At 33.3% G+C, this 13,636-nt stretch carries 13 protein-coding genes, 1 rRNA gene and 1 other RNA gene; 11 read left to right on the top strand and 4 right to left on the bottom strand.

Features of this window, described 5'->3' with window-relative positions:
- The 4 genes from rrf to CHB80_RS21025 all read left to right on the top strand — a co-directional run.
- Window positions 1-92: ribosomal RNA gene (rrf, locus tag CHB80_RS21040) — 5S ribosomal RNA — on the top strand; the annotation flags it as partial.
- A gap of 194 nt (window positions 93-286) precedes the next feature.
- Complete coding sequence (locus CHB80_RS21035; RefSeq protein ID WP_089373478.1) at window positions 287-982, top strand: TIGR04282 family arsenosugar biosynthesis glycosyltransferase; 696 nt, start codon at window positions 287-289, stop codon at window positions 980-982.
- A gap of 98 nt (window positions 983-1,080) precedes the next feature.
- A complete protein-coding gene (locus tag CHB80_RS21030; RefSeq protein ID WP_089373477.1) occupies window positions 1,081-4,215 on the top strand; it encodes a TonB-dependent receptor in 3,135 nt (1,044 codons plus the stop codon).
- Between the two features lie 74 nt (window positions 4,216-4,289).
- Complete coding sequence (locus tag CHB80_RS21025) at window positions 4,290-4,895, top strand: YceI family protein (RefSeq protein WP_089373476.1); 606 nt, start codon at window positions 4,290-4,292, stop codon at window positions 4,893-4,895.
- 71 nt (window positions 4,896-4,966) lie between these two features.
- On the opposite strand, the gene CHB80_RS21020 is transcribed toward CHB80_RS21025, so the two are convergent.
- Window positions 4,967-5,689 (bottom strand): alpha/beta hydrolase, encoded by a 723-nt coding sequence (locus tag CHB80_RS21020; protein WP_089373475.1) that lies wholly within the window; start codon window positions 5,687-5,689, stop codon window positions 4,967-4,969.
- Window positions 5,690-5,910: 221 nt separating this feature from the next.
- Here CHB80_RS21020 and CHB80_RS21015 point away from each other — a divergent pair, with 221 nt between their 5' ends.
- Window positions 5,911-6,420 carry a DinB family protein gene (locus CHB80_RS21015; RefSeq protein ID WP_089373474.1) on the top strand — a complete coding sequence of 170 codons (510 nt, stop codon included), beginning with the start codon at window positions 5,911-5,913 and terminating at the stop codon, window positions 6,418-6,420.
- A 2-nt stretch (window positions 6,421-6,422) separates the two neighbouring features.
- On the opposite strand, the gene CHB80_RS21010 is transcribed toward CHB80_RS21015, so the two are convergent.
- Both CHB80_RS21010 and murQ read right to left on the bottom strand, forming a co-directional pair.
- Window positions 6,423-6,644, bottom strand: coding sequence for a DUF6095 family protein (locus CHB80_RS21010; RefSeq protein ID WP_089373473.1), 222 nt, complete (start codon window positions 6,642-6,644; stop codon window positions 6,423-6,425).
- Entirely contained in the window at window positions 6,631-7,446 is an 816-nt protein-coding gene (murQ, locus tag CHB80_RS21005) for an N-acetylmuramic acid 6-phosphate etherase (RefSeq protein WP_089373472.1), read from the bottom strand. Before murQ ends, CHB80_RS21010 begins: the two co-directional genes overlap by 14 nt.
- 214 nt (window positions 7,447-7,660) lie before the next feature.
- Between murQ and CHB80_RS21000 the strand changes: the two genes are divergently transcribed.
- The 6 genes from CHB80_RS21000 to CHB80_RS20975 all read left to right on the top strand — a co-directional run bounded on the left by CHB80_RS21000 (window position 7,661) and on the right by CHB80_RS20975 (window position 12,962).
- Complete coding sequence (locus CHB80_RS21000; protein ID WP_089373471.1) at window positions 7,661-7,951, top strand: hypothetical protein; 291 nt, start codon at window positions 7,661-7,663, stop codon at window positions 7,949-7,951.
- Window positions 7,952-7,962: 11 nt separating this feature from the next.
- Window positions 7,963-8,250 (top strand): cell division protein ZapA, encoded by a 288-nt coding sequence (locus CHB80_RS20995; protein WP_089373470.1) that lies wholly within the window; start codon window positions 7,963-7,965, stop codon window positions 8,248-8,250.
- A 50-nt stretch (window positions 8,251-8,300) separates the two neighbouring features.
- A non-coding RNA gene (ssrS, locus tag CHB80_RS20990) (6S RNA) lies at window positions 8,301-8,410 on the top strand.
- 135 nt (window positions 8,411-8,545) lie between these two features.
- Window positions 8,546-10,111 (top strand): ribonuclease Y, encoded by a 1,566-nt coding sequence (gene rny / locus CHB80_RS20985; protein ID WP_089373469.1) that lies wholly within the window; start codon window positions 8,546-8,548, stop codon window positions 10,109-10,111.
- A 142-nt stretch (window positions 10,112-10,253) separates the two neighbouring features.
- Window positions 10,254-11,618 carry a pyridoxal-phosphate dependent enzyme gene (locus tag CHB80_RS20980; protein ID WP_089373468.1) on the top strand — a complete coding sequence of 455 codons (1,365 nt, stop codon included), beginning with the start codon at window positions 10,254-10,256 and terminating at the stop codon, window positions 11,616-11,618.
- A gap of 69 nt (window positions 11,619-11,687) precedes the next feature.
- The gene (locus CHB80_RS20975; RefSeq protein ID WP_089373467.1) at window positions 11,688-12,962 is read left to right on the top strand and encodes a DUF2851 family protein; all 1,275 of its coding nucleotides are present in this window, start codon (window positions 11,688-11,690) and stop codon (window positions 12,960-12,962) included.
- Window positions 12,963-12,969: 7 nt separating this feature from the next.
- Here CHB80_RS20975 and CHB80_RS20970 read toward each other — a convergent pair whose 3' ends face one another.
- Window positions 12,970-13,545 (bottom strand): adenylosuccinate lyase, encoded by a 576-nt coding sequence (locus tag CHB80_RS20970; protein ID WP_089373466.1) that lies wholly within the window; start codon window positions 13,543-13,545, stop codon window positions 12,970-12,972.
- Window positions 13,546-13,636 lie beyond the last annotated feature (91 nt).

Here is a 13,636-nt window from a genome sequence, read left to right as displayed (position 1 = left end):
ACGGGGCTCACCTCTTCCCATTCCGAACAGAGAAGTTAAGCCCGCCAGCGCCGATGGTACTACAATCGTGGGAGAGTAGGTCGCCGCCTTTTTAAACCCTCATCATTTATTTGGTGAGGGTTTTTTGTTTTAAAATATATGCTACATTAAGATTTTATGACTTTATGAAGAGAGTACTACATCGAAGCGATTTAATACAACTTAAAAATATTTTTTAAAAATTGTGTAAGATATATGCTTTATATTAGACATAAGTACACTAAACAATCTATCTAGGAACCACTACTTGAAAAGTAACTATTTTGATACTGCTATACTTATTTTTGCTCTTTCCAAAGAAGCAGAGAATAAGCGCAAGCCATTTATGGCATTGCAAAGTTTAGGAGAAGTACTTCATATATCAACTTTAAATAAAGTAAAAAATACAGGGTTAGATTATTATCATTTTGATGAATATCTACAGCAAGGAAATACTTTTGGAGACCGTATAACTCATGCTACACAAGCAATTTTTGATAAAGGATATCAAAATGTTATTATTATAGGTAATGATACTCCAGGGCTGACTTCCAAAATACTTAAGGATACTTCTAAATGTCTTAAAAATGATACAAATGTTATAGGGCTATCTAAAGACGGAGGTTTGTATCTTATTGGTATTTCTAAAAAATCTTTTGATAGAGATGAGTTCCAAAAATTAGCTTGGGAAGATTCACAATTAAGTAGTTCGTTTTTAAAATTGATGCATCAAAAAGCTACCAATGTTTTTTGTTTACGTACACTTTACGATGTTGATAGTTTTCAAGATTTATTAAAGATAAAACTAATAGAACTTGGAGATTTAGCTCAGTTTACAATTCTTTTGCTTTCTTCATTACGCTCTATAGCTAATAATATATTTTTCGAGAATAAACTTTTAACCTCATTTGTATATCAATATATACTTGGTACACGAGGCTCTCCTTTAAAGCTTTTTAGATAATAGCTTTTTTAAAATAATTCTCTATAGTGATTAAATAAGAGTACGCTTTCGCGAAAGCGTATACTCATTTACACACTTTTATTTCTAATCTTTTAAGAATGAAAAATATACTCTACATTTTTGTAGCTTTATTTGCTTGTGCTTTTGTATACGGACAAGAAACCACAGGAACACTTCAGGGAATCCTTGAAGACTCTAATAAATCACCGATATCTTTTGCAACGATTACAGTGATAGATACGGAAACTAATTATAAATATGGCGTAATTTCTCAAGAAAATGGATTTTACAGTTTTACAAATTTACCTCCAGGAAGTTCATACGAAATGACAGTTTCTTTTTTAGGATATAAAACAATTACAGAACCTTTTATAGAAGTACACCTGGGGGTAGTTACAGTTAAAAACTTTGTGCTTATAGAAGAAAATGAGACTTTAGATGAAATTGTACTCACTACAAAAGGACAAAAACAAAAAAATGGAAATGAAACTTTATTAGGAAAAAAAGAGTTACAGTCTACACCTACCATAAATAGGAGTATTCAAGATTTGACTAAGAATTTACCTGAAAATAATTTGAATTCCTTTGGAGGCGCAAGTAATCGCTTTAATAATCTTACTATCGACGGAATTGCTAATAATGATGTAGTAGGTTTTCAAGAACCTGCAAGTGGTGCTTCTGGTTCATCTGCAAATGGTTCGCCAGGAAGTTTGTCACGATCTCAACCTATAGGTTTAGGCGCTGTAAAACAAATCTCAGTAAAATTAAGCCCTTTTGATGTAAGTCTTGGTAATTTTAATGGTGCTAGTATTAATCTAGTGACTAAAAATGGTACAAATACAACAAAAGGAGAAGCTTATATTTATGGAAATAATCAAGCGTTGATTGGGCGTTTTGCAAATGGAGTAGAGCAACAGGTTTCATCTTTTTATGATCTTCAATTTGGAGCAGGTGTAGGCGGGGCTATAGTAAAAGATAAGTTGTTTTATTATGTAAATTTTGAACAGGCATTATCAGATACTCCAGTTTTAAATGCTCCCGGAAGTGAAACATCAGACATTGAAATAGAAGATGTATTAGCTATTAGAGATCGATTAGTTAATGTGTATGATTATGATCCAGGTGCTTTCAGAGAAGCGTCTGTAAAAACTGCAAGTACAAAGTTATTTGCTAGATTGGATTATAACTTATCTAGAAATCATAAGCTTACGCTAAGAAATAATTATGTGAATAGTTATGCAGATAACCTAGAATGGAATAGTACCATCTTTAATTTTGGAAATCAGGGATATCGTCATAATAGTATTGCAAATAGTCTAGCTTTAGAACTTAAATCAAACTTTAATAATGGTAGTACAAATAAGCTATCTATCGGATATAATACAGTAAAGGAAAACCGTGAATTTGATGGACGTGTTTTTCCGCATATTCAGATAGCAACGACTTCTGCTGGACGAATTTTTGCAGGAACCTATAGAGAGGCATCAGTGTATGATACAGATTTTTCTACTTTTCAAATTTCAGACACCTTTACATATTCTAAAAATAACCATACTATTACTGCAGGCGGTTTTGCACAATTTAATAACATCGATTATGGATTCTTATCTGCATGGAATGGTAGGTGGGAATATGGATCTGTAGATGATTTCCTCAATGATACACCAAGACGAATACGAGGAGTATATAATATTATTAATAACGATTTTGATTTTGTGAGTAGTGAGCCTTCAGCAACGGTCAACGTATTAGAAGCAGCAGTCTATATTCAGGATAAACTTCGTGTTAATGATCAATTTACTATTACTGCCGGTATACGTTTGGATGGACAATATTTAACAGATCCATTACCGATTAGTCAAGAAGTTCAAAACACACCCGCTTTTAGTCAATTTGATAATAAAATATCTGCTGCGCCTCAATTAAACCCTCGAGTAGGCTTTAATTACAAAATAGATGAAAATGGAAAATATACCTTACGAGGGGGGACAGGATTATTTTCTGGTCGAATTCCCTATCTATGGTTTGCATATGCAGAATACATTTCTGGTACTGAATATTTTAATATAGATATTAGGCCAGAAGAGTCTGTTACACTTACAGAAAATTTAGGTGATTTAAGAGAGGTGCAACCTAATCTTACAGAAATCAATCTTATTGATACTAATTTTACATTGCCGAGAGATTGGAAAACAAACATAGCTTTTCAAGCAAAACTTCCCAAAAAATGGACTTTAAACCTAGAAGGAACCTATACAGAAGTAGTAAAAGGTATTTTCTTTCAATCTATAAATAGAAGAGAAACACTTGGGAATTTTGAAGGAGCAGATAATCGTCCATACTTTTTAGAAACAGGTGATGACATAAAGATCAATTCAAACTTTACAAACGTTTTTTTATTAACTAATACAGATAAAGGCTACAGGTATAATGTGACTGCAGGTGTTTCTAAAGATATTGGAGGGTATAATGGATATGTAGGGTATACCTACGGAGTAAGTAAAGATATTTCCAGTACAGTGCGTAATTCCCCGGCAGCTAATTTTGAATGGAATCAAGCTGTTTTTGGTAATAATCCTGGGTTATCTTTTTCAAATTTTGATTTAAGACATAAAATAGTAAGTAGTCAATCGTATAGTTTTCAAATTGATTCCAATAATCAAGGATTTGTTTCTTTTTTATATAATGGAAGAGCAGGAAGCCCTTTTTCTTATGTATATCAAGGGGACCTTAATCAAGATGGATCTTCTAGGAATGATGTGATTTATGTACCTAGAAACGCATCAGAAATTAACTTAATTGATATTGTAGATACAAATGGAACTGTAGTGACTACAGCGGCTCAACAATGGGAGCGTTTAAATACATTTATTGAAAATGACTCTTATTTAAGAGAACGTAGAGGGCAAATAGCAGAGCGGAATGGAGCTAGAACGCCATGGAATCATGAGTTAGATATGAAATTAGAATATGCCCATAGTTTTGAGAATGGACATTCTATAGGAATATCTTTTGATATGCTTAATGTTTTTAATTTTATTAATAAAAATTGGGGGCAGTTAGTATTTGTTCCTAACGTAGTGAATTCAAGTTTTAGTTTACTTAATTTTAGAGGTATTGTCGATAACGAACCACAATTTCAATTTAATATTCCAGAAGGAACTTCTCCGTATGTAACAGATTTGCAAAACTCTAGATGGAGAGCACAATTAGGTGTGAAGTATCAGTTTTAAAAATGTTTGTTTTAAACTTCTATTTCGACATAGAGTTAAGATTGACTAATTATATAATTAAAAACAGTTACAAAATGAAAAATAATTATTTGAAAAGGTTTAGCACATTACTATTCGCAATACTATCAGTAGTTTCTTATGCACAGCAAACCACTTGGGTTATAGATAAATCCCATTCTTCTATCGGTTTTGATATAGACCATCTAGTGGTATCACAAACAGAAGGAACTTTTAATGAGTATGAAGCTACTATTAAGGCTGATAAATCAGATTTTTCTGATGCAACATTTGATATTACTATTCAGACAACAAGTGTAGATACTAAAAATGAAAGAAGAGATAATCATTTGCGTAGTGCCGACTTTTTTGATTCAGAAAAATATCCTGAAATCACATTTAAAGTAAATAGCTTTAAGCATATCTCAGGTAAGAAATATGAAGTTACAGGTATGTTTACGATGCATGGCGTAACTAAAGAAGTGACATTAGATGCTAGGTTTGGAGGAATTATAACTCAAGGTAACTTTGGTACCAGAGCTGGTTTGCGTATAACTGGTGAGATAGATCGTTATGATTTTGGCCTTAAATATAATGCAGCTATGGAAGCAGGTGGTTATATTTTAGGAAAAGAAGTTCGTATAGATTGTCGTTTAGAAATGGTAAAACAAGAGAAAGCTTAAGCTAGTAATATCTTTAATAAGAAAAGGCTATCAGTTTTTGATAGCCTTTTCTTGTTTGAAATGATTTATAACTAGATGTTTTTTAAGAATTTTTGTACCGCGTCCCAATATCCTTTACTATCATCAAAGGTATTCCATAAGGCTCTAGAACCATGATTCCCTTTTGTTTTAGGAATGTATGATTGTTTTGCTTTTGTTGGAATTACATTATACATATGTGCCCAAGACTTCACTTCGTTTTTACCTGAAGTAATAAAAGTTGGGATTTGGATAGATTTTGCACTAGAAGTAATAAAACTTTTATTTTCAAAATATTCTCCAGGAGAAAACGATACTACAGCTTGCACTGAATTAGGATAATCGCCAGCATATTTTAAAACTAATGAAGAAGAGTAAGAACTTCCCCAGATGATTATTTTTTTTGGGTTATATGTTTTTTTAACATAAGAAACGGTAGCTTCTATATCTTGGAATGCATCTATATATGCTGTTTTCTTTCCTGCTTTTTGTGCTCTTTTATTAGTTTCATTTGTTATGTCATTAACCTCTCCTCCAGAACGTTGATCTACAGCTAAGCATGTATACCCTAATGCATTTAATTTTGGAGCAGTTTCTTTGTATTCTCCACGACTCCAACCTGCTTGATGAAAAAGAAGAATAAAGGTATCACTATTAGAAGCTTCATATAAGTCGGCAGTAATTAGTAATCCATCTTTAGAAGGGTATTCAATAGTTTCTTGTGCAAATGTTAGTAAGCAACTTAAACTTAAAATAAAGGTGTATATAGTTTTCATAAAATATAATATAAGAAATAATGATAGGTGATTAAAAAATATAAGTCTCTATACGAGTATCTTGCTTACAGTAGTGTGTCAACTTACCTTTTAAAATAACCAATTCTAATAACTAAACGTTTTTTATTTGAAAAAAGTTTTTAGAAAGTGCAAGCGATGTATGATCTAAACGACAGAACCGTTAATTTACCCTATATTTACAATCAATCTAACAAAAATTTATGCGCGCTTCAGTAATATCTGCTATAAACAATAACTTAAATAATGCCATTTCTTTAATCGATGCTATAGATACTAATATATATACAGATGTGACTGTAGGTCCTTATTATAGTAGTATAGGATCTCATGTAAGACATGCGTTAGATTTTTTTGATTGTATTATACATGGTATTCAAGAAAATGATATTGATTTGACGGCTCGTAAGCGCGATGAAATTATCTCTACCAATCCAGAAGCTGCCAAAAATCATATAAGAGAAATACAACAACGACTAGCTTCATATGTAGATGTAAATACCGATTACTTATTACATGTGACAGATAATTTAGGTGATGGAAAGGTAACAATCATGTATACTTTAGAAAGTATCCTAGCACAAGCAAATACACATGCCACGCATCATTATGCAATTATAAGTTATATGCTACAAACTTTAAATGTAGAAGTGGTAATCCCTGGTTTTGGATACAATCCCTCTACACCAGTTCCTAAGAGAGAAGGGATATAAGCTTACTCATTAAATAAAGCCTTCATAAGTGTTTTAATTCCCTTAAAACCAAAATAGATAGCACCAATTAAACAAATAATTCCTATTCCTAATACTGGAATAAAAAATGGATGATCTTGATTCTTAAATGAGGAATTAAGAATAAGGGGCGCTGCAATTAGTAAGGCTAATGTGCCTCCCATAATTTTAATGCCTTTTAGTAATGTTTCTTTATTTGTGCTCATACTTATTTATTGCATTTCGTACACTCCCATATTTAAGAAGTAATTCATTAGCTAAAGATTCTTCAATATGTAAAGCTTCCATAATCATGCGTGTCCCTCTATTTACAAGCTTATGATTACTTAATTGCATATCTACCATCTTATTACCTTTTACCTTCCCTAATTGAATCATAGTGGCGGTAGAGATCATATTTAGCACTAATTTTTGAGCTGTTCCAGCCTTCATTCGAGAACTTCCTGTCACAAATTCAGGTCCAACAATAACTTCGATAGGATAGGTAGCTGTAAGCGATAATGGGCTTTTGTGGTTGCAAGTAATACACCCTGTTCCTATATTTTTAGTATTACAAACTTCTAAAGCTCCAATAACATAAGGAGTAGTTCCAGAAGCGGCAATCCCAATGACAAAATCATTTTCGGTGATCGAATATGCTTCCAGATCTTTCCAACCTTGTTCTTTACTATCTTCTGCAAACTCTACTGCGTTTCGAATGGCATCATCACCTCCAGCAATAAGACCAATTACTAACTCATGAGACACACCAAAAGTAGGAGGGCATTCTGAAGCATCTACAATACCTAAACGACCACTGGTTCCAGCCCCAAGGTAAAATAGACGGCCTCCTTTTTTTAATCTTAGGACAACCTGATGAATAAGCGTCTCAATTTCTGGTAACGCTTTTTCTATTGCCAAAGGAACCGTTTTATCTTCATTATTTATATGGGTAATTATGTCTGAAACAGACATTGTTTCCAAATGGTCATAATGAGAATTTTGCTCTGTAGTTTTAGTAAAAGACACAAGTAGTTGTTTTAAGCTTCAAAAATAAGAATTAAAGGTAGACTTTAGGCTATGTGGTTGGGTACGCTTTCGCGAAAGCGTATAATTGATTTTAATTAACATGTAACTATCTGTAATGTAATTACTTATAATCTATTTGAAATTTTAACGTTTCGAGTTGTTATTCTATCACACTAATGTTAACTTTGTGTTACGTAGTATATGTATTGTTAATATGAGTAATCTTATAGAAGTTGTTGATTCTCTAGAGCATAGAATTGATACTTTATTGAAGCACTATCAAGCGCTTAAGGAAAGACACGAACTTCTAGAGGGAACCATTGCATCATTAGATGCCGAGAATAAAAATCTCAAAGATACTCTAGAAGAAAGACAAAAAGAGATTAATACACTCAAAGCAGCAAATGCATTACTAGGCAGTAACGATTATAAAAGGGAAACCAAGCTCAAAATAAACACCTTAATTAGAGAGATAGATGCTTGTATGGTGTCACTTTCTGAATAAAAGGAAATTTTATGTCTGAAAAGCTTAAAATTAAATTATCTATTGCAGATCGCGTGTATCCGCTTACTATTCCTGTACAACAAGAGGAAGGGTTGCGTAAAGCTGCAAAAAAAATAGATGCTATGATTAAACAATTTGAGCAAAGTTATGCCGTTAGAGATAAACAGGATGTACTGGCGATGTGTGCCTTGCAATTTGCATCTCAGGCTACCCAAAAAAATATAGATAAAAACTCAAATCAAGAAGAAATCTCAAAGCGTTTAGAAGCATTGAGTGCTCTCTTGGATGAGCAATTATAACGTTCTTTACATACAGCATATTACTGCCTGCATTGGTCTTTTTTTGATAAACTCAACAGATATATTTTTGTAAAGAGTGAATCTGGATTGTAAAAGCGCGCCGTCTTCGTCACGGATTCTTGATCAGTCCTCTAGCTCTAATCCTTTTATTTAGGAGTTTATACAAAAACCCAACTAATGCAGGCTTTTTTTATACCCTATTTTTAGGGAATAACCAACTGAAAAGGTAGTGTATACCTTTAATATTAACCATTGTATTACTCTTTATTAAGAGTATCGATATATAAAAATGAATATGGAAGAAAATTTACTCGCGTTAATTGTGGGTGTTGTTGCCCTCATTATTGGGTTTCTTATAGCAAAACTATTGGAGCGTAATAATGCTTCTCAAGTAGTTAAAAATGCAAAGAAGAATGCGCAAAGCATCATTAAAGAAGCAAAAATTGAAGCTGAAGCAACAAGAAAAGACAAAATATTACAAGCAAAAGAAAAGTTTATAGAACTTAAATCAGAGCACGAAAAAGTAATTCTTAATAGGGATAAAAAGATTTCTGAAGCAGAAAAACGAACTAGAGATAAAGAATCACAAGTAAGTAGTGAGCTTTCAAGAAATAAAAAACTAAATCAAAGTCTTGAAGACAAAGTAAAAGACTACAATAATAGAATAGCTTATCTAGAAAAGAAGCAATCAGAAATAGATAAGATACATAAAAGCAAAGTGCAGCAATTAGAAGTGATTTCTGGACTATCTGCCGATGTAGCTAAAGAACAACTTGTAGAGTCTCTTAAAGCACAAGCTAAGACAGATGCTATGGCTCATATCCAAACGGCTATGGAAGAAGCTAAAATGACAGCTGAACAAGAGGCTAGAAAAATTGTTATAAATACCATACAGCGTATAGGGACAGAAGAAGCCGTAGAAAACTGTGTTTCTGTTTTTAACCTAGAAAGTGACGATGTAAAAGGTAGAATCATTGGTAGAGAAGGAAGAAATATACGTGCTATTGAAGCCGCAACAGGAGTAGAAATTATTGTAGATGATACTCCAGATGCTATTATTTTATCCTGTTTTGATAGTGTGCGTAGAGAGATAGCAAGACTATCATTACATAAGCTTGTGACAGATGGACGTATTCACCCAGCTCGTATTGAAGAAGTTGTTCGTAAAACAACAAAACAAATAGAGCAAGAGATTGTAGAAGTTGGAAAACGTACCGTGATAGATCTAGGTATTCATGGATTACATCCAGAATTAATCAAGGCAGTAGGAAGAATGAAATATAGATCTTCTTATGGACAGAACTTATTACAACATAGTAGGGAAGTAGCAAAACTTTGCTCTGTAATGGCAGCAGAATTGGGTGTAAATCCAAAACTTGCGAGAAGAGCAGGTTTACTACACGATATAGGAAAAGTGCCAGATACAGAAACAGAAACTCCGCATGCTATTCTTGGAATGCAATGGGCAGAAAAACATGGTGAAAAACCAGATGTTTGTAATGCTATTGGAGCACACCACGATGAGATAGAAATGACATCTTTATTATCACCTATTGTTCAGGTGTGTGATGCCATAAGTGGAGCGCGTCCAGGAGCAAGGCGACAAGTACTAGATTCCTATATACAACGTCTCAAAGATCTAGAAGATATTGCTTTTGGTTTTGGCGGCGTTAAAAAAGCATATGCTATTCAAGCCGGTAGAGAACTTCGTGTGATTGTCGAAAGTGAAAAAGTAAATGATGAAAAGGCAGCGGCGCTTTCTTTTGAAATTTCTCAGAAAATTCAAACAGATATGACGTATCCGGGTCAAGTAAAAGTAACTGTGATACGAGAAACAAGAGCTGTAAATATTGCAAAATAGTATATCATTACAGTTTATAAAACTATAGATCCTGTGTGCTTCCTGAGAAGTACACAGGATTTTTTATTGCATATGAGTTTTATATGATATTAATTCTAATTTCAAGAAGTACTAAGTATCTTTGCAATCTCAAAAAAAGAGTATGGATTACGCTGAAAATATATTAGGAACTATAGGGAACACACCTATGGTGAAGATGAATGCACTTGTAAAGGATGTTCCTGCACTTGTACTAGCTAAATATGAAACCTTTAACCCTGGAAACTCGGTAAAGGATCGTATGGCATTACAGATGATTGAAGATGCAGAAGCAGATGGACGTCTACAACCAGGTGGTACTATTATAGAAGGTACTTCTGGAAATACAGGAATGGGACTAGCCCTTGCTGCTATCATTAAAGGATATAAGATGGTATGCGTAATTTCTGATAAGCAGTCTAAAGAAAAAATGGATATCCTACGAGCAGTGGGAAGTGAAGTAGTCGTATGTCCTACCAATGTAGAGCCAGAAGACCCTCGTAGTTATTATTCTGTTTCAAAACGCCTTTCTACAGAAACACCAAATAGTTGGTATGTAAACCAATATGATAACCCTAGTAATGCAAAGGCGCATTACCAAAGTACGGGACCAGAAATATGGGAACAAACAGAAGGGAAAGTAACACACTTTATTGTTGGTGTGGGAACAGGAGGTACTATTTCTGGAGTAGGAAAATATCTTAAAGAACAAAACCCTAATGTAAAAGTATGGGGAGTAGATACCTATGGTTCTGTATTTAAAAAATATCACGAAACAGGTGTCTTTGATGAAAATGAAATATATCCATATATCACAGAAGGTATTGGAGAAGATATCCTTCCAGAGAATGTGAATTTTGACATTATAGATGGGTTTACAAAAGTGACCGATAAAGATGCTGCTGTGTATACACGTCGTCTTGCGAAAGAAGAAGGAATGTTCTTAGGAAACTCAGCTGGATCTGCTATTAAAGGATTACTACAATTGAATGAAGAAGGTAAATTTGGACCTGGTGATGTCGTGGTTGTTTTATTCCATGATCACGGAAGTAGATATGTAGGAAAGATGTTCAATGATGATTGGATGCGTGAGCGAGGATTCTTAGAAGAAGAGATTACTGTAGCTAAAGATTTAATTAAAAATCATATTGATAAACCATTAATTACTGTAAAAACAGAAGAATTGGTTTCTCACGCTATAGAGCGTATGCGCGCTTTTAAAATTTCACAAATCCCAGTAGCAGATACTACAGGAATGGTAGGAAGTGTAGATGAAGCAGACCTTTTTAGAGCATATTTAGAAAATAATGATATTGCCGAAATGCCTATCAAAGAAGTGATGGGAGCTCCTTATCCAATAGTAAGTGCAACGACACCTATTGCAGAGGTTTCAAAATTAATTACCAAAGAAAACAATGCAGTACTTGTTGATTTAGGAAATGGTAAACATCATATCATAACAAAGCATGATATTATAAGTGCAATTTAAAATCGTTATCTCTTAAAAACGTAGTAGTTGCAGTTGTAAAAAAAATATATTTTCACGTATCTTCACAAGATGCGTGAAGATTTTTTACATTACTTATGGAAATATAAAAAGTTTGCTTTCGCGAAAGCAAAAACAACAAGCAACACTTCTATAACGATTATCAAACTAGGGGACCATAATCATCTTGCTGGTCCTGACTTTTTTAATGCTCGTCTCGCTATAGGTGATCAAGAATGGGCAGGAAATGTAGAAATTCACATCAAATCTTCAGATTGGTATGCACATGGTCATGAAACCGATGCGGCATACAATAATGTAATTCTCCATGTGGTTTGGGAACATGATGTAGATGTTTATAGATCGGATAATACACCCATTCCTACTTTACAATTAAAAGATTATGTAACTCAAGATGCACTCAATAATTATGCAACGCTTTTTGAAAACCAATCTAAAAAATGGATTAATTGTGAAGCAACACTTTCTGAGGTTCCTGATCCTATTTGGAATCACTGGCATGAACGCTTGTATTTAGAACGTTTAGAACGAAAAACAACAGCTATAAAAGAAATATTATCGCAATCTAATAACGATTGGGAAGGAGTATTGTTTGTGATGCTGATGCGTTCGTTTGGTACCAAAGTAAACGGTCCTTCATTTCAATCATTAGCAACACATATAGACTTTACCATTATTAGAAAATGTGCTCAAGAACCGTTTCGGTTAGAAGCATTATTACTAGGCGCTGGTGGGTTGTTGTCAGAAGATAGTGTAGATAGTTATGTATTGCAATTACAAGGAGAGTACGAATTTGTACATCATAAATTTCAATTAAATACAGAAGGAATACTACCGATTCAGTTTTTTAAACTACGACCAGATAACTTCCCAACAATTAGGCTTTCGCAACTAGCTATGTTGTATTATAAGGTGCCAGGATTATTCCAGAAACTCATGGAGGTAGAGCATTTAAATAATTTCTATACCATTCTTCAGGTAGAGGCATCCACCTATTGGGATACACATTATTCTTTTACGACAACTCAGAAAAAGAGAGTTAAAAAACTTTCTAAAGCTTTTATTGATCTCTTATTGATTAACACTATTATCCCTATAAAATTTGCATACAGTCAGTATATAGGAAAAGAATGTACCGATATGATTTTAGATTTTATGACAGCTATAAAATCAGAGCAGAATAATATCATAAAAAAGTATAATGAGATACGCCCTAAAACAAAAAATGCATTACAGTCTCAAGCATTGATACAACTAAAATCAGCCTATTGCTCAGAAAACAAATGTTTGCAATGCGCTGTAGGTAATTGGTTGATGGGTAAATAGAAAGGCGTTATCGATTTTCAAATTTCTTTAATGCTTCAAACATATGCCTGCATCTGGCTTTATAGGCTGCACTTCCTTTATGATAATCATCTTCCATGATGCGTTTGAGTTCAGGATGAATCCAATCTATTTCAGTGCCTAATAAAAACAAAGAGGTCAGTGTATAGGCTTTTACAGCTACTTTTTGTTCGGTAATTAACCAATCAAATCCTGCTTCGGTAATTCGTTCTTTATGAAGCTTTGTAAGGTATTTGATGGTTTCAGGATGTTTCTTTTTATAATAGGATAATGTAAGATACTCACAGATTTTAGCCACAGGTCGAAGCGCCGAATCTTGATATACCGAATGCATTTTTTCTGTAAACACATCTAAATATGGATACAGCATGGTGATATCTGTTTTGCATACAAATTCTAATAACCATCCAGCTCTATTGGAGATAGGATCATTTACTTTAAATAAAATATCCAAAACGTGTGGCATTAATTCAGGTGTACTAATGACCAATTGCGCATAATACGCACGTTTTTCTCTACTATGATTTACATAGTTGAGTTCATTATATAATTCATTTTGAGTCACAGACTATTTTATAGTAAATAATGCATAACAGGAATACTTTTTTTAACCTTTCTATATGCCATTTTTGTTTTTCACAATTTACATTTTTAAA

This window comes from Dokdonia pacifica, from assembly GCF_900188275.1.
Lineage (GTDB): Bacteria > Bacteroidota > Bacteroidia > Flavobacteriales > Flavobacteriaceae > Dokdonia > Dokdonia pacifica.
This window is presented reverse-complemented; position numbering and strand designations above follow the sequence as displayed.

Coding starts and splice junctions, on each gene's coding strand:
- CHB80_RS21030 (WP_089373477.1), top strand. CDS start 1,081: ATGAAAAATATACTCTACATTTTTGTAGCTTTATTTGCTTGTGCTTTT.
- CHB80_RS21025 (WP_089373476.1), top strand. CDS start 4,290: ATGAAAAATAATTATTTGAAAAGGTTTAGCACATTACTATTCGCAATA.
- CHB80_RS21020 (WP_089373475.1), bottom strand. CDS start 5,689: ATGAAAACTATATACACCTTTATTTTAAGTTTAAGTTGCTTACTAACA.
- CHB80_RS21015 (WP_089373474.1), top strand. CDS start 5,911: ATGCGCGCTTCAGTAATATCTGCTATAAACAATAACTTAAATAATGCC.
- CHB80_RS21010 (WP_089373473.1), bottom strand. CDS start 6,644: ATGAGCACAAATAAAGAAACATTACTAAAAGGCATTAAAATTATGGGA.
- CHB80_RS21000 (WP_089373471.1), top strand. CDS start 7,661: ATGAGTAATCTTATAGAAGTTGTTGATTCTCTAGAGCATAGAATTGAT.
- CHB80_RS20995 (WP_089373470.1), top strand. CDS start 7,963: ATGTCTGAAAAGCTTAAAATTAAATTATCTATTGCAGATCGCGTGTAT.
- rny (WP_089373469.1), top strand. CDS start 8,546: ATGGAAGAAAATTTACTCGCGTTAATTGTGGGTGTTGTTGCCCTCATT.
- CHB80_RS20980 (WP_089373468.1), top strand. CDS start 10,254: ATGGATTACGCTGAAAATATATTAGGAACTATAGGGAACACACCTATG.
- CHB80_RS20975 (WP_089373467.1), top strand. CDS start 11,688: ATGCGTGAAGATTTTTTACATTACTTATGGAAATATAAAAAGTTTGCT.